Annotated in this window: 13 protein-coding genes; 2 read left to right on the top strand and 11 right to left on the bottom strand. The window is 70.9% G+C overall.

Features of this window, described 5'->3' with window-relative positions:
* Positions 1-14: 14 nt before the first annotated feature.
* From Aiant_RS19915 to Aiant_RS19875, 9 genes are all read right to left on the bottom strand, one after another.
* A complete protein-coding gene (locus Aiant_RS19915; protein ID WP_189332219.1) occupies positions 15-1,346 on the bottom strand; it encodes a glycosyltransferase family 2 protein in 1,332 nt (443 codons plus the stop codon).
* Positions 1,347-1,686: 340 nt separating this feature from the next.
* Positions 1,687-2,403, bottom strand: coding sequence for a hypothetical protein (locus Aiant_RS19910; protein WP_189332220.1), 717 nt, complete (start codon positions 2,401-2,403; stop codon positions 1,687-1,689).
* 112 nt (positions 2,404-2,515) lie between these two features.
* Positions 2,516-3,142, bottom strand: a complete 627-nt coding sequence (locus Aiant_RS19905; protein ID WP_185038245.1) for a GTP-binding protein — start codon at positions 3,140-3,142, stop codon at positions 2,516-2,518.
* Positions 3,120-3,587 carry a DUF742 domain-containing protein gene (locus Aiant_RS19900; protein ID WP_189332221.1) on the bottom strand — a complete coding sequence of 156 codons (468 nt, stop codon included), beginning with the start codon at positions 3,585-3,587 and terminating at the stop codon, positions 3,120-3,122. The genes Aiant_RS19905 and Aiant_RS19900 overlap by 23 nt, the downstream gene beginning before the upstream one ends.
* The gene (locus Aiant_RS19895) at positions 3,584-4,030 is read right to left on the bottom strand and encodes a roadblock/LC7 domain-containing protein (protein ID WP_189332222.1); all 447 of its coding nucleotides are present in this window, start codon (positions 4,028-4,030) and stop codon (positions 3,584-3,586) included. The genes Aiant_RS19900 and Aiant_RS19895 overlap by 4 nt, the downstream gene beginning before the upstream one ends.
* Positions 4,027-7,251 carry a sensor histidine kinase gene (locus Aiant_RS19890; RefSeq protein ID WP_189332223.1) on the bottom strand — a complete coding sequence of 1,075 codons (3,225 nt, stop codon included), beginning with the start codon at positions 7,249-7,251 and terminating at the stop codon, positions 4,027-4,029. The genes Aiant_RS19895 and Aiant_RS19890 overlap by 4 nt, the downstream gene beginning before the upstream one ends.
* Positions 7,238-8,320, bottom strand: a complete 1,083-nt coding sequence (locus Aiant_RS19885) for a hypothetical protein (protein ID WP_229830405.1) — start codon at positions 8,318-8,320, stop codon at positions 7,238-7,240. Before Aiant_RS19885 ends, Aiant_RS19890 begins: the two co-directional genes overlap by 14 nt.
* A 465-nt stretch (positions 8,321-8,785) precedes the next feature.
* Positions 8,786-10,456, bottom strand: coding sequence for a DUF885 domain-containing protein (locus Aiant_RS19880; protein ID WP_189332225.1), 1,671 nt, complete (start codon positions 10,454-10,456; stop codon positions 8,786-8,788).
* Positions 10,457-10,499: 43 nt separating this feature from the next.
* On the bottom strand, positions 10,500-11,558 hold the full coding sequence (locus tag Aiant_RS19875) for a PHP domain-containing protein (RefSeq protein ID WP_189332226.1): 1,059 nt from the start codon (positions 11,556-11,558) through the stop codon (positions 10,500-10,502).
* Between the two features lie 141 nt (positions 11,559-11,699).
* On the opposite strand from Aiant_RS19875, the gene Aiant_RS19870 reads away from it, so the two are divergent.
* Positions 11,700-13,553, top strand: a complete 1,854-nt coding sequence (locus Aiant_RS19870; protein WP_189332227.1) for a M48 family metallopeptidase — start codon at positions 11,700-11,702, stop codon at positions 13,551-13,553.
* Between the two features lie 10 nt (positions 13,554-13,563).
* The gene (mtnA, locus tag Aiant_RS19865; RefSeq protein ID WP_189332228.1) at positions 13,564-14,532 is read left to right on the top strand and encodes an S-methyl-5-thioribose-1-phosphate isomerase; all 969 of its coding nucleotides are present in this window, start codon (positions 13,564-13,566) and stop codon (positions 14,530-14,532) included.
* Here mtnA and Aiant_RS19860 read toward each other — a convergent pair.
* Together Aiant_RS19860 and Aiant_RS19855 are read right to left on the bottom strand one after the other, a co-directional pair.
* On the bottom strand, positions 14,498-15,079 hold the full coding sequence (locus tag Aiant_RS19860; RefSeq protein WP_189332229.1) for a DinB family protein: 582 nt from the start codon (positions 15,077-15,079) through the stop codon (positions 14,498-14,500). The genes mtnA and Aiant_RS19860 overlap by 35 nt on opposite strands.
* A 48-nt stretch (positions 15,080-15,127) precedes the next feature.
* The gene (locus Aiant_RS19855; RefSeq protein WP_189332230.1) at positions 15,128-16,102 is read right to left on the bottom strand and encodes a prephenate dehydrogenase/arogenate dehydrogenase family protein; all 975 of its coding nucleotides are present in this window, start codon (positions 16,100-16,102) and stop codon (positions 15,128-15,130) included.
* Positions 16,103-16,147 lie beyond the last annotated feature (45 nt).

The following is a 16,147-nucleotide window of genomic DNA, read 5'->3' as shown; positions in this document are numbered from 1 at the left end:
GGATGGTGGGGGGATCAGGCGGTCTGCAGGACCAGCGGCTCCTCGACGAGACGCTCGGTCTTGGCCCAGGCCTGCTTGCCGGTCAGCTGCCGGCCCAGCGCCCGATAGGTGGCGACCAGACCGAGGAGCAGAAAGGCGGGGTACGCCAGCGCGGCGACCAGCATGCGAGACATGGACTCGTCCCCGCGCTTGGTCCGGTGCACGAGCACCCAGATCAGACCCGGGAACGTGGTCACGACCAGCCAGATGCCGAGGCTCAGACCGAGGGCGACCCAGGTGGGCAGAATCGGCAGCGGATGACCGATCATGAGGCCCAGCGCACCCACGATCATGCTGAGCGAGAGCAGGACGGCGACGATCGCGTTGACCCACGGCGAGATCAGGTAGTGCAGGATCTCGACCAGCGAGGTGCGGGTGATGTTGCCGGACGAGAAGAGCGAGCCGAGGTAGCGGGCGCACTGGAGGTTGCCCTGCGCCCAGCGGGTGCGCTGCCGGGTGAGCCGCTTGATGTCCACCACGGCCTGCTGGGTGACCGAGGAGCGCGAGGTGTAGCGGATCGAGACGCCCGAAAGGTGCATCCGCAGGCCCAGCTCCATGTCCTCGACCAGGCAGCTCGACCACGGGGCGTCGCCCAGCGCGATCAGCGTGGAGAGCCGGCTGAACTGGCCGTTGCCGCCGAGGCCGACGGTGTCCAGCGCGTCGCGCATGTTCTGGCAGGCGTCCACGATCGCGCCGAACTCCAGGTCCTGCACCGCGCCGAGCAGCTTGGTGCGGTTGCGGATCCGGACCTGCACCTGCACCGCGCCGACCCTGGTGTCGCCCATCAGCCGGCCGACCTCGACCAGGATGTTCTCGCTGCCCTGGCCGTCGCCGTCGATGATGCCGAGCACCACCCGGTTGGCCGGGATGCCCTCCTGCGCGCAGAGCCGGGCGATGAAGCGGTAGGCGGCGTTCAGCGCCTCGCCCTTGCCCTGGCGGGCCTCGGGCAGCTCGCGCCGCATCACGTGCAGGCGCGGGTGATCGATTCCGGCCAGAACCTCGGGCGTCCGGTCGTCCGAGCCGTCGTCGACGACCAGCACCCGGGCCAGCGTTCCGGCGGCGCCGCGCAGGCCGAGAGCCGCCCGCACCGTGTTGGCGACCACGGCCTCCTCGTTGAGCGCCGGCACGATGATCCAGAAGTGCTCCGGCTTGCCGTCACCGCTGGCCAGGGTCTTGTTGACGACCCGGGCGCGGTGCGTGCCGACGTAGCGGACCGCGAACCAGACCAGGATCACGGTGGAGAGCGGCCAGGCCAGCAGGATCGCATAGCCGGTCACCGCGAGAAGCCAGCCGTCAGACGCCGACATCGCATCCCCGTCCTGTCACGTTTCGTGAGATTCCAAGGGCGGAGTGCGCCGCGCTCTTGGACGTAATAGGACATTACGGCGCTACTCAGCGTCATCCAAGGAGTGCGGTACGGGTGGGGGTGCAGACCGCCCGAAAGGACCATGCCAGACATCTCAGACGGGCCGGGGCTGGCGAAACCGGGCGCGCTTTGCCCGATTCGGGTGGGTCGGAAGTGAATTCGCGGGGCGACCGCGTGAATGCGGAGAGTAGTTGACTCACCGCATTCGGGTGATTACGGAACGTGCTCTCGGCGTACGAAAAAGGCGGCCGCCGTAAGCGACCGCCTCCGTGCCCGGACAGCTATGCCTGGGTGTCGTCCAGCAGGGTGGGGTTGTCCCGCAGCATCGCGGCGAGGCGGCGGGCCGCCATCTCGATCTCCTCCGGCGTGCCGGTCTGGAACGGGACCGGCTCCTGGAACGGAAGCGGGTTCTGCGGGGCCGGCTCCTGGAAGGCGGCCTGCTCGGCGTGCGCCACGGGCGGGGGAACCGGTGGCGGCGTGTAGGCGGCCGGCGGCGCGGACTGCGGGACCGGCGGCGGCGCATAAGCGGCCGGCGGGGCGGACTGCGGCGCCGCGAACGGCGGCGCGGACTGCGGTGTCACGAACGGCCGCTCGGCGGTGGGCGGCTCGGCGTAGTCCTGGTAGTCGGTGGGGCCGAATCGATCCTGGTCGTCGTGGCTGCCGCGGGGTGGTGGCTCCGGATCCTCGACGTTGATCTCGAAGTCGGCGTGCATCCGCCCGGGATGGGGCACGGGCTGATCGGCCACCGAGCGGTCGGCCCGGACCTGCACGGTGCCGCCGGCGAAGGCGAACTGGAACAACACCGGGTCGCCGACGCCCTCGACCCCCACGGTGACGGCCAGGCTCGGATGCCGGGCGACCACCGCGGCGATCGCCTCGACCAACTCGGTCACGGCCGGCGGCGTCGCCGGCGAACTCTCCCCGGTGGCGCGCCGCCGGAGCTCGTCACGACGAGCAAGCTTGTCGAGCGCGTCGTCCAATCCGCCTCGCACGGTCACCGTCCTCTTCGTTCGCACGGTCGCCCGGTACCCCACTGTGCCCTCCCACGGGCACGTTTGGGAATGCTTGTGAACCGGGCGACTCGCCGCACACCCTACGACGCCATACGGATCAGGCCTTCATCCGGATCGCCTTGTCCAGCGCCTGGTCGAGAACGACCAGCAGAGCGTCCCGGACGGAGGCACGGAACCGGGCGTCGTAGGAGATGACCGGCACGTCCTCGCGGACCGCGAGCGCCCAGCGCACCTCGTCGAGGCTGTAGCCCATCTGGCCGTTGAAGGTGTTCACGCCGACCACGAACGGCAGGCCCGCCCGCTCGAAGTAGTCGACCGCGGGGTAGCAGTCGTCGATGCGGTTGGTGTCCACCACGACCAGCGCGCCGAGGGCGCCCTTCACCAGGTCGTCCCACATGAAGGCGAACCGGGTCTGGCCCGGCGTGCCGAAGATGTACAGCTTCAGCGTCTGGTCGATGGTCAGCACGCCGAAGTCCATCGCGATCGTCGTGGTGGTCTTCGTGGTGGCCTGACCGACGTTGTCGATGCCGATCGACTCCGAGGTCATCTCGGCCTCGGTGGTCAGCGGAGAGATCTCCGAGATGGCGCCGACGGTCGTCGTCTTGCCCACCCCGAAGCCGCCGGCCACGATGATCTTGACCGGAACCGGCGCCTTCTTGGGCGCGGGAGCGCCCGGTATGCGCGCGGTACCGACGACGCGGTTAGCTGATGGATCGAAGTCCACGGATCACTCGCATGATGGTCTCGGGGTCAGGGGTGTCGTTTTCAATGCCCTGGATGTCGACCTGACCCGCGGCGCGCAGGTCGCCGACGAGGATTTGGCAGACGCCCAGGTGCAGGCGCAGTCGTGCGGAGATCTCGGCTACCGAAATCGGGCTCTCCTCGAGGAGAGACACGATCGCCCTGGTTTCCGGTGAGAGCCGGGACGGCGGCGCGCCATGCACCACCGTCACCTGAGTCTCCATACCGATGTCGGGGTCGCCTCCATCGGTGCGTCCGGCCGTGATGACGAACGGGCGCAGAGTGTTGGTCTGTCCTTGCTCGACCGGCGGGTGCTCCCCGGTGGGGGTGTAGCCGCCGGCCGAGTGCTTCGGACCGGATTGCAGGAAGGGCCGGACTCCGGAGCGCGCCGGAGGTACCGGTTCGTCGACGGGGTCCGGGTACGTCATTGCTGGACGGCGTTCTTCAGCTCGGCGATCAGGCGCGGGCTCAGGGCGCCGCCGGCCCGGGTGGCGAAGAGCGTCATCTCGTACGCCAGGGTGCCCAGGTTGGCGCTCCGGTCGGCGATCACGCCGAGCACCGAGCCGGCGCTGATCGCGGTGACCAGCAGGTAGCCGTCGGCCATGTCGATGATGACCCGGTTCAGGGCGCCCAGCCGGTACCAGCTCGCGGCGCCGCCGGACAGGCTGGTGAGCCCGGACACGACGGCCGCGAGACGCTCGGCGTTGGGGCGGTCCTTGATCGCGGACATCGCCATCAGCAGACCGTCCGAGGAGACGGCGATGGCTTCGATCACGCCCGCTGTACCGGACGTGAAGGAGTCAAGCAGCCAGTTGAAGGTTTTGGCTTCGGCGCTGAGCTGACTTTGCGCGGTGGGGTATGGGGAAGTCATCGCGGTTGTCCCTCGGGTTGTGGCTGAGTTTCATTCAGTGCGAGTGCGACGCCGTACTCGAACTGATCCATCAGTGCTCGGGCCTGCTCCGGGTCCATCTGGACCGGCGCCGGCGGAAGGATCGGCTGGTGAGGTTCGTCGCGAGGCAGGGTTGCGCCCGGCACGCGGCGAGTCAAGCCACCACCGTTGGACAGCGGCGGGGGCGGCGTCGGAACGGCCACCGGAGCGGGGGCGTCCCACTGCTGTGACCTGGCCGGTTCAGGCGCCGGCACGTTCCACTGCGGCGCGGGCAGGTCGGGCATCGAGGCCGGCATGTTCCACTGCCCGCCCGCGAAGTCCGGGGCCGGAATGGTCGTGCTGGTCTCGTGAGCCCGGCTGACACCGGCCTCGAAGGCGTCGAAGGCGGCCCGGGCGGCCAGGGCGTCGTCCTGCGACGGCGCCGCGGCGTGCTGCTTGGGACCGGTCTCCATGGGGAGCTGGCTGCCCGGCACCCGGCGGCGCAGCGGCTTGTTGCCGCCGTTCTGCTGAGCGATCACCGGCTCCGGAGCGGTCGGCTCCGGGACCGGGGCCGAGTAGCCCGAGTTGCTGGCCGAAGCCATTGGCGCCTCCACGGCCGGAGCCGGGGTGTTCCAGACCGGCTCGGCCGGTTGCGGGGTGTTCCAGTGGTTCTGGGCCGGGGCCGGGGTGTTCCAACTGCTCTCGGCCGGGGCCGGGGTGTTCCAGTTGCTCTCGGCCGGGGCCGGGGTGTTCCAGCTGTTCGTGCTCTGCGCCGGGGCCGGGGCGTTCCAGGCGGGCTCGTCCGGGACGTTCCAAGCGGTCTCGGACGGCTGCGGAGTGTTCCAGCCGGGCGCGGCCGGCAGGGCCGGGTCGTTGCCCCAGGCCGACTGACCGGCGGCGGGCAGCTCGGGCATCGCGCCCGGCACCCGGCCGGCGACCGGGATGCCGCTGTGGTAGCCGGGCGACGGGGCCGGCGCCTGGTAGGCCGGCTCCTGGTACGCGATCCCCGGCGAGTACACCGGCTCGGCGTCGTAGACCGGCTGACCCGCGTACGGGTCCTCGACGGCCGGCTGGGCCGGCTCGGCGCCGAACGCGTTCCAGGACGGGACCGACTCCAGCGTCCGGGTGGCCCGGTTCAGCACGTTCGGGTCGAACGGCTGCTGGCTGCCCGGGACCGTACGGACCGCGGTGCTGGCGATGGCCACCTCGGCGGTGTTGCCGCGCAGCGCGCCGCTCACCGGCGAGATCAGCGGCTCGCGCTGCGCCGGGATCTGCGGCATCGCGGCCGCCGCCGGTACGGCCGGCGGGGCCTGCATCCCGGCCGGGGCGAGGCTCTCCACCCGGGCGATCAGGTGCTGCGGGCTCAGGTCGATCCAGGCGGTCAGACCGCCGTCCGGGGTGTCGGTCAGGGTGACCTCGATCCCGTGCCGGCGGGCGAGCCGGCCGACCACGAACAGGCCGAGCACCTCGGTGGGCGCCAGGTCCAGTCGCTCACGGCGGGTCAGCCGGGCGTTCTCCTCGGCCAGCCGCTCGGGCTGGAGGCCGAGGCCGTGGTCGATGATCGCCAGGCGGGCGCCGCCGCGCAGCTCCTCGGCGGAGACCACGACGGTGGTGTGCGGCGGGGAGAACGTGGTGGCGTTCTCCAGCAGCTCGGCGAGGAGCAGGGTGAGGTCGGCCAGGACGGCCGGCACCACGACGATCTCCTCGGGGACGTCCACCTCGACACGGGTGTAGTCCTCGATCTCACCGAGGGCGAGACGGACGACGTCGGAGAGCGGCAGCGGCGCCATGTGCTCGTTCGCGCCGGCGCCACCGGAGAGCACGACCAGCGCGGACGCGTTCCGGCGCAGACGGCTGGACATGTGGTCCAGTCGGTACAGCTCGCGCAGGCGGTCGGAGTCGGTCTCCCGGCGCTCCAGACCGTCGATCAGGGAGAGCTGACGGCCGACCAGGTTCTGCGTACGCCGGCCGACGTGGCCGAACATCTGGGCGACGTTACGACGGCCGAGCACCTGGCGTTCCACCAGCCGGGCGGCGGTGGTCTGCACGCGGTCGAACGCGCGGGCCAGGTCACCGATCTCGTCCTGGGCCTCGACGTCGACCGGGTCCAGGCGGATCGGGCGTACCTGGGCCTCGCCCTCGTCGTCGGCGACGCGCTCGAGCTCGGCCTCGGCGGCGCGGGCGATGCGGTCGGCGGAGACGGTCAGACGACGCAGCGGCCGGGCGACCGCGCGGGACATGAAGATCGAGAGCGTGACCACGACGATCAGCAGGAGCAGCGCGCCACCACCGACGAACACCGCCTGCTGGATGGCGCTGTCCCGGTTGCCGGTAACGGCGACGTCCACGTCCTTCGCCACGCGCTTCTCGACGAAACCACCGAGCACCATGACGGAGGTCAGCGACGGGAACAGCGTCTTGATCCGGAGGTTGACCAGCGCCAGGGTCGGGTTGGTCGCCAGCGCCGTGGTGAACTCGGGGCCCACCCGGGACTGGAACGCGTCCTGCGTGCTCAGGTAGAGCTTGTACTGGCCGTCGGTGAAGTACGGCTTCGACGACGTGATGATCGACTGGATCTCGCTGAACGTGTTGCTGAACTGGGTCAGCAGCAGCGGGGCGGCGGCCCGGGTCTTCGCGTCCGGCGCCTTGGCGACCGCCACGGCGGTGGCCAGGTAACACGAGGCCTGGCTGATCAGGTCGTCGGAGCGCATCGAGCGCTCCAGGGCGAAGACCTGCTGGCCGACGGAGGTGGTCAGGTCGGCGTGGGTGGAGAGCGCCAGGCCGTCGATCATCGGGGTGACGACGTTGGTGAAGTCCTGGACGACCTCGATCGGCTGGGTCAGACCGTTGAGCACGTTCTGCCGGGTGGCGTTCAGCTTGGTGGCCAGGACGATCGACCGGCGCAGCGCGGCCGGCAGGGTCAGCTCCTCGTCGTTGAGCAGCTCGGCCACCTTGTCGGAGGCCTCGGCGCTCTGCACGACCAGGTCCGGCCGCTCGACCAGGCCCAGGAGGTAGCCCACCGAGAGCAGACGCTCCTCCTGGAGCTCCAGGATCGCGGTGCTGAGCCGGGTGGCCAGCCGGACGGTGTCCGAGGTCTCCTGCGCGGTCGACGCCGCGGAGACACGGTTGTAGATGATCGGCACTGTCAGGGCGAGGACGCCCAGCAGCGGCACGAGCACCAACAGGGCGAGTTTGCCCAGGATGCGGAACTTAGCGAAGAGCACCGGTACGCTCCCGCCCGCCGCCGTAGTTGGGGATGTCGCCGTAGGTGGAGTCGTACGAGCCGGCCGCCTGGACCGAGACGTCGCGGCTGCCCTCACCGGACTGCGAGGTCAGGCCGGACCGCACCTCACGGGCCCGGACGCGGGTCCAGAAGGTGGCCACCACGATCAGCGCGACGGCGATGCCGAACAGGGCGTACGCCTCGAACCGCTTGTAGTTCAGGGTGTCCATCCGGTCGTCGAGCAGGCCGGAGATCTCCTTGAGCACCACGCCGGACAGCGCGCTCAGCGCGGTCTGGAGGGTCGACTGCGCGGTCACCAGGGTCGACGCGTTCGGGGCGCCGCTACCGAGGTTGGCGCCACGGTTGGCGGCCTCGATGCCACGGCGGAACGAGTCCAGGTTGCTGACCAGGTTGCCGCTGAGCGTGTCGCTGTTGGTGCTGTCGACCGCCTCCTGGAGGCTGTCGGTCACCTCGCCGACGCTGTCCTGCACGGCCAGCGCCTCGTAACCGAACCTGACGGTGAGCAGCTGGCGCTGGGCCTTCTTGGCGCCGGCGGCCATCGACGCGAGGTCGCTCATCCGGCTGACCGCGGTGACCGCCTCCGGCATGCGGACGGTGACCGCCTCCTGGAGGAACCAGATGTCGTTGTCGTCGTCCTGCGCCAGCGTGGAGTTCTCGGCGACCAGGTCGTACATCTCCAGCGTCAGGTCAGCGACCTCGACGTGTGCCTCGAAGACCTTTTCCGCAGCGGTGTCGGCAGGGATCTTGGGCAGCTTGGAGATCTTGTCCTTGAGATCCGCCCAGCGGGTCTTGGTCTCCAGGTCGTCACCGAGGCGCTCGTCGACACCCTGCACCCGGGCCACGGCCGCGGTCACCGAGGCCGGCTCCGCGGGGACACCCTGCAGGGCCGAGGCCTGCGACTCGGCGAGAGCGCTGACCAGCGTCGACAGGGCGGTCAAATACTCCACGCCCTGTTGTTCGAGCTTGGTGTTGTCGCGCTGGTGGGAGTTCTCTTGCAGGACCCGCAGGAACAGGCCTGCGGCCGGCAGCAGGACAAGAGCCGTCAGCACCACCGCGAGGGCGGAGCGTAAACGGGTTCGCCGGCTGTTCACCGAGACTGACATTGCTTTCGTCCTCCGCCATGCACACACGCGATGGGCCATTGGGGGGCTACAGAACGTAGCCATGCGGGCGCACCGATCTGGGTCAATCTATCCGAGAAATCCTCAAGAAACCCCTTTCCAAGGGTCAGAGTTCGCTCGGCTGATCGGGGGATACGCAGCACTGCCGAACCCGCTGTACCCGCAGCGTGGGGGCGTCGGCTGAGTGACACGTGCCGCGGAGATGGTATCCGGATGGCGGCCAAGACGTGAATATGAGTTCTACTTCGGATTCGTTACGTCTTGGGTGCGGTATGGTCCACGGAAAGTGGTCCGACAATTACGGAAAGGCAGAAACCTACCCTCCGTAGTCGGATCACGACATAAAAAGAGGGCCTCTCCGTCCCGTTTTCGACACGGAGAGACCCTAATGACTTAAATCCTGCTTAGTGCTTTCCGAAGTGGATCAAGGCCCAATGAGCCCAGATTAAGGGCATCTCGGTGAAATGTCTTGAGGTCGAAGTCACTGCCGTGCCGCTGCTTCGCCTCGTCCCGCGCCTGCAACCAGATCCGCTCGCCGACCTTGTACGACGGCGCCTGCCCCGGCCAGCCCAGGTACCGCTTCCACTCGAACCGCAGCACGTCCTCCTGCATCCGGGTGTGCGCCCGGAGGAACTCCCAGCCCAGCTCCGGTGTCCAACGGTCGCCCGGGTGGAAGCCGAACGGGTTGTCCTTGGGGATCTCCAGTTCGAGGTGCATGCCGATGTCGACGATCACGCGAGCCGCGCGGAGCGCCTGGCCGTCCAGCATGCCGAGCCGGTCGCCCGGATCGGTGAGATAGCCGAGCTCGTCCATCAGGCGCTCGGCGTACAGGGCCCAGCCCTCGCCGTGCCCGGAGCACCAGGAGAGCAGCCGCTGCCAGCGGTTGAGCGTGCCGGCGCGGAGCAGGGCCTGGCTGACCTGGAGGTGATGGCCGGGCACGCCCTCGTGGTAGACCGTGGTCACCTCGCGCCAGGTGGAGAACGACTCCTGCCCCTCCGGCACTGCCCACCACATCCGGCCCGGCCGGGAGAAGTCCTCGCTCGGTCCGGTGTAGTATATGCCGCCGTCGCTCGTCGGGGTGAGGCAGCACTCCAGTTTCTGGGCCGGCGCCTCGATGTCGAAGTGGGTGCCGTTCAGCTCGGTGATCGCCCGGTCGGAGAGCGCCTGCATCCAGTCGCGGAACTGCTCCTTGCCGGCGATGTTGCGGGCCGGGTCGGCGTCCAGCGTCTGCACCGCCAGGTCGATCGAGGCGCCCGAGCCGGCGATCGCCGCGGAGACCGCGAGCATCTCCCGCTCCAGGCGGTACAGCTCGGCGAATCCCCAGTGGTACGTCTCCAGCAGGTCCACCTTGGCGCCCAGGAAGTACTGCGAGGCCAGCGTGTATCGCTCCAGCCCGGCGGCCTCCTTGGCCCGCCCGCGCGGGGACAACTCCTCGCGCAGGAACCGGCCGAACTCCGCGGTCGCGGCGGTCGCGGCGGCGGCGCCCCGGCGCAGTTCGGCGGCGAGCGCCCCGGACGCCTCCAGCCGGCCGGCCAGGCCCTCGAAGAAGTTGTCCCGGCTCGCGTCGGTCCACGCGTCGCACTGCTCGGCGACCGCCACCAGCTGCGCCCGGGGGCTGACCACACCCCGGTCGGCGCCCTCCACCAGGGTCCGGCGGTACTGCTCCAGCGCGAGCGGCAGGCCGTTGAGCCGGGCCGCGATGTTGGCCACCGCCGGCTCGCCCTCGGTCGGCATCATGTCGAACACCATCCGCAGCCCGTGCAGGGCGCTGGCGATCACGTTGATGTCGGTGGCCGCGTAGCCGGCGTCGAACCGGGCCAGCTCCAGGCCGAGACGCTCCATCATGGCGTCCTTGGCGACCTGCTCGGACTCGTGCTCGGGCTCCAGCACGTCGAGCTCGTTGAGGGTGCGGCGCACCAGGTCCGCCTGGGCCGCGAAGCCCTCCGGTGAGAGGTCGTCGGTCTTGTCGTCGTAACCCGAGATGCCGACGGCGGTGGCGCCGGTCGGGTTCAGCTCGGCCCACTCGTCGACATATCGGTTGGCGAGTTCGTCAATTCGTCCCACGGCCCGACCTTAGGGGATGTGGCGGGGCGCAAGCCGTCCGATTTCAGCGATGCGACGCCGTCCACTCCAGCAGGCGGTCGGCGGTCCAGGTGTTCACCACCCGATCGGCGGGCACGCCGCACAGCGCCGCCCGCTCGCACCCGTTGCCCAGCCAGTCCAGCTGACCCGGGGCGTGCGCGTCGGTGTCGATGCTGAACCGGCAGCCGGCCTCGACCGCCACGGTCAGCATCCGTTTCGGCGGGTCGAGCCGGTCCGGCCGGGAGTTGATCTCCACGGCCTTGTCGTGCTCGACGCAGGCGGCCAGCACCTTCTCCAGGTCGAACGTGCTCGGCGGCCGGGTCCGGGCGGTCCGGTGCGCGGCGTCGCCGGCCCCGGCGGCGGCCACCTTGCGCCCGGTCATGTGCCCGAGGATGTCCAGGTGCGGGTTGGCGATCGCGGCCAGCATCCGGCGGGTCATCCTGGCCGAGTCGTCACGCAGCTTGCTGTGCACCGAGCCGACCACCACGTCCAGCCGGGACAGCAGCTCGTCCTCCTGATCCAGCGAGCCGTCCTCCAGGATGTCCACCTCGATGCCGGTGAGGATCCGGAAGCCCTCCGGCAGCTGCGCGTTCAGTTTCGCCACGTGGTCCAGTTGGCGGCGCAGCCGCTCGGCGGTCAGCCCGCGGGCCACCGTCAGCCGCGGCGAGTGGTCGGTGAGCACGAAGTACTCGTGCCCGACCTCGGCCGCGGCCAGCGCCATCTCCTCGATCGGCGAGCCGCCGTCGGACCAGTCCGAGTGCACGTGGCAGTCGCCGCGCAGCGCCTGCCGCAGGGCGGTGGCCTCGGCCGGCAGGTCGGCGCCCTCGGTGCTGACCAGCCGCCGCAGGTAGACCGGCTCCTCGCCGGCCAGCGACTCGGTCACGCAGCGGGCGGTCACCTCACCGACCCCGGCGAGCTTGGCCAGGGTGCCGGCGGTGGCCCGCTCGACCAGCTCGTCGTGCGGCGTCTTGCTCACCGTCGCGGCGGCCGACCGGAACGCCTTCACCCGGTAGGTCGCCTCGTTCGCCCGCTCCAGCAGAAACGCGATGCGCCGCAGATCGGCGACCGGGTCACGGGATGCCATACCGACACCCTAAAGGCATTCAAACCCGTTTTTCGTACGACCGGAGCCGCGGCCTCGCGGGGTTGCCGGGCAAAGATTCATGCCGGTATCTTCCCTGCGCCGCCTGGTCGGGGCGGCGGCGTAACAGGGGAGAACACCGCGATGCCCACAGCGCTGCGTGCCGCGATCTCGGTCGTCATGCTGGCCGGTTTCTATCTGCTCGGACTGGTGCAGCTGGCCCTTGTCGGCTGGCTCCTCTACGAGATCTGGACGCACGCGCACGGCGTGGGCGCGGCCAAGCTGAGCTGGCTGCTGATCGCCGCGGTCGGCGCCGTGGTGGCCGGTCTGTGGCGGGCGGTGCGGGCCAAGCCCGGCGAGCCGGAGGGCCTGGTCGTCACCCCGGAGCAGGCGCCCGAGCTGTGGCAGCAGGTGCGCGCGCTGGCCGCCGAGGTGGGCACCCGGGCGCCGGACGAGATCCGGCTGGTCCCCGAGGTGAACGCGGCGGTCAGCGAGGACACCCGGCTGCTCGGCCTGATCGGCGGGACGCGCCGGCTGTACATCGGCATGCCGCTGATGCAGACGTTCAGTGTGGACCAGATGCGCTCGGTGCTCGCCCACGAGCTGGGGCACTACTCGGGCTCGCACACCCGGCTGTCGGCGGTCGCCTACCGGGGCCGGCTGGCGATGCACGAGACCCTCGACCGGGTCGGCACCTGGAACGTGTTCGGCTGGGTGTTCAAGGCGTACGGCTGGCTGTACCGCCTGGTCAGCAGCGCGGTGGCACGCCGGCAGGAGCTGGAGGCCGACCTCGCCTCGGTCCGGGTGGCCGGGGTGGAGGCCGCCGTCTCCTCGATGCGCGAGCTGCCGGTCGTCGACGCCGCGTGGAACTTCTACATGGGCCGGTACATCGGGTACGGCTGGGAGCTCGGCTACGCGCCGGACGACGTCTTCGGCGGGTTCAGCCAGCTCTACCGGGCCCGCGCCGACGAGCTCGCCGAGCTGCGGGAGCAGGAGCCGTCCGACGAGACCTCGCGCTGGGACAGCCACCCGGCGATCGCCGACCGGATCGCCGCGATGCGGGCCGCGCCGCGCACCCCGCACGCGGTGGACGGGCGGCCGGCCAGCGTGCTGCTGCCCGCCGTCGAGGCGGCCGGCCTGGCGTTGCAGCGGGAGGTCGTCGACTTCGGGACGCGTACCGTCCTGCCCTGGGCCGACTTCACCGCCGCGTCGATGACGCTGGTGACGCAGAACCGCGCCGACCGGGTGTTCCGCAGCGCGGCCCGGCACACCGGCGTCCCGGCGGCCGGTCTCGCCGAGGTGTTCGGGCTGGTCGAGGCGGGCCGGCTCGGTGACCTGGCGGCCGAGTTCTTCCCGAAGGCGACCCGCGCGGAGGCGGTCGCCGAGTTCGCCGGCGTGATGGAGAACCTGATCGAGCTCGCCGCGGTGCGCTCCGGCCAGGTCCGCTGGCAGCATTCCTGGTCGGAGCCGGCCAGGCTGGTCGACCGCGACGGGCAGCCGGTCGACTTCACCGAGATCGCCAAGCTGGCCGTCGCCCCGGAGACCCTGGAGGAGGCGCGCCGCCGGATGGCCGAGCGGGGCGTGCAGGTGGAGACCGCGACGGTGGTGCAGACCCGGGCCACCGGGCAGGGCGCCGAGGTGCTCGGCGCGATGCCGAACGTCAAGGTGGACGGTGGCGAGCACGCCGACCTGATCCTGCTCAGCAAGGGTTTCGTGATCACGCCGGCGCCGAAGTCGACCGACGACGGGGACAAGCGGGTGGCGGCGCTGCTCGGCGGTGTCTCGGCGGCCGAGCTGGCGGCACGATACCGCTACATCGCGTTCGAGGAGATCGCCACCGTGCGGATCGACCGGGAGGTGCCGGTCACCGCGACGCTGCTGCTGCACGACGGGCGCACGGTCGGCATCGAGGAGCGGTGGACCGCCGACAAGATGGGCAAGAGCGACGACCTGTTCCGCGAGATGCTCACTCACCTGAGGGACAGGACCGATCGATAGTCTGCGGAGCATGCGAACGATCGACTGGGTGGACGGCGCCGTTGAGATCATCGATCAGACGGCGCTCCCCGGCGACCTGCGGGTGCTGCGCCTGCACACGGTCGGGGAGCTGATCGCGGCGATCCAGTCGCTGGCGGTGCGCGGTGCTCCGGCGCTGGGCGTGGCCGGGGCGTTCGGCGTCGCGCTCGCGGCACGGGTGCATGCCGACGACCCGGGGGCGCTGGCTCAGGCCGTACGCAAAATCGAAACCGCGCGTCCCACGGCCGTGAACCTGGCCCGCGGCGCGCAACGCGCGGCGAACCTGCTGCCTCTGGGTCCGGACGCGGTGCTGGCCGAGGCCTGCGCGATCCGGGACGAGGAGATCGCCGCCTCGCAGTCGATGGCCTTCCACGGCGCGGACCTGGTCACCGAGCTGTGCGGGCCGCGGGCCCGGCTGCTCACCCACTGCAACACCGGCGGCCTGTGCGCGGTGACCATCGGGACCGCGCTGGGCGTGGTCGGCGAGCTGCACCGGCGCGGCCGGCTGGGCGGGGTGATCGCCAGCGAGACCCGGCCGCTGCTCCAGGGCGCCCGGCTGACCTCGTGGGAGCTGACCCAGTGGGGCGTGGCGCACCGGGTCGCGGTCGACTCGGCCGGGCCGTTCCTGATGGCGCGCGGCGAGGTGGACGCGGTGATCCTCGGCGCCGACCGGATCTGCGCGAACGGCGACGTGATCAACAAGATCGGCACCTACGCGCACGCGCTCGGCGCCCGCCGGGCCGGGATCCCGTTCCTGGTGGTGGCTCCGGAGTCGACGGTCGACGTGGCGACGCCGACCGGCGGGCACGTCGAGATCGAGGATCGCGGGGCGGCCGAGGTGACCGCGTGGAGCGACGCGGTCAACCCGGCCTTCGACGTGACCCCGGCCGACCTGGTGACGGCGATCGTCACCGACCGCCGGGTGATCAGGCTCGATCGTGGGGAGCGACCCAGGCCTTGAGCCACGGGGTGTCCGGCCAGCCCTCGGCGGCCGCCATCAGCGGGAACGCGGTGGCGCCGTCGATGCTCTCCCGGATGATGTCGGCGTGCCCGGCGTGCCGCGCGGTCTCCTGGATCAGGTGCAGCAGGATCCAGCGCAGCGTGAAGTGGTCGAGATCGGGCCGGTTCCACGGGACCGACTTGTCCACCGGGATGCGGTGGCCCAGGTCGTCGATCTCGGTGACCGTCTTCTCGGTCTCCTCGGCGATCCGGTCGTAGCGGGCGAACAGCTCGTCGATCGTCTCGCCCTCGGCCAGCGCGAAGTTCTCCTGGTACTTGGCGAAGTCGGGTTTCTGGTCGCTGCCCCGCACGGTGGCGATCCAGCCCTCCTCGGTCGACGCGCAGTGCTTGATCAGGCCGCCGACGCTGAGCGTGCTGGCGCTCGGCGTGGCGCGCAGCTGCTCCGGGGTGAGGCCGTAAGCGGTCAGCCGCAGCTGGTAGCGCATCTGGGCGAGGTAGGCGAGCAGGCCCTCCTGCTCGTTGCTGATGGGTCCGACCTGACCGGGCATGCCGACTCCTAAGTCGCGGTTTCTCCGTCGGGAACCACGCTAGGCGGCTTAGCGGTCAGTTTCTGGCCGCATTGTCGTGAGTCCGTCATCGTGCACCTCGGTGATCCAGCCGCCGGCCCGGCCGAGCTCCAGCAGCGTGTGGGCCGGCGCGGCCAGCCACGGGCGGCCCGGCGGCGACACCGGCGGCCACGGCATCCGGCTCGGCACGCCCGGTTTCGGCGGCCAGGTCCGCCGCAACTCACCCGCGTTTCGCAGGTAGGGGAGCAGCGCCGGCACCGGATCCGTCAGCTCCAGATCATCCAGCAGCGCCTCGAGATCGCTGATCACGCGGCGGAGCTCGTTAGCCACCTCGGCGGCGTTGCCCCCGCACATGGCGGCGATCAGCTCCGCACGGGTGGCCGCGACGCGGGAGCCGTCCCGGAACGAGCCGGCGGCCAGCGCCGCGTTCAGCGGACTCCCGGCCAGCCTGCTGGCCAGGGCCGCGGCCAGCAGATGCGGCACGTGGCTGATCGAGGCCACCGCGTTGTCGTGCTCGGCCGCCGTGACCGGCAGCACCCGGGCGCCCAGCGCGGTGTAGAGCCGGGCCAGCACCATCCAGTCGTCGAGATCGGTCCCGTGCGGCTCCACGCAGAGCACCCACACGCACCCGCGGAACAGCTCCGGATCGGCCGCCGCGAACCCGGACGCCTCGGTCCCCGCCATCGGATGCCCACCGACGAACCGGCGCCCCTCGGCGAGCTCCCGCACCGGACCTTTCACCGAGGTCACGTCGGTGAGCAGGCCGGGGTAGTCCGCCAGCTCGGCCAGCACGCCGGACAGATGCGGCAGCGGCACGGCCAGCACCGCGACCGCGGTCCCCGCCGTCGCGGCGGTGGCCGTCTCCCGGACGTCGTAACCGGCCGCCCGGGCCAGCTCCCGCGTCGCCGGGTCGGCGTCGTAGCCGCTCACCTCGTGGCCGGCGCCCGCGAGCGCCTGCAACAGCGAGCCGCCGATGAGCCCCAGACCGATGACCGCGATGCGCACGTCTCTGTTTATAGACGTCGGGGCCCGCGCCGACGCGCGGACCCC

It is taken from the genome of Actinoplanes ianthinogenes, assembly GCF_018324205.1.
Classification (GTDB): Bacteria; Actinomycetota; Actinomycetes; order Mycobacteriales; family Micromonosporaceae; genus Actinoplanes; species Actinoplanes ianthinogenes.
This window is presented reverse-complemented; position numbering and strand designations above follow the sequence as displayed.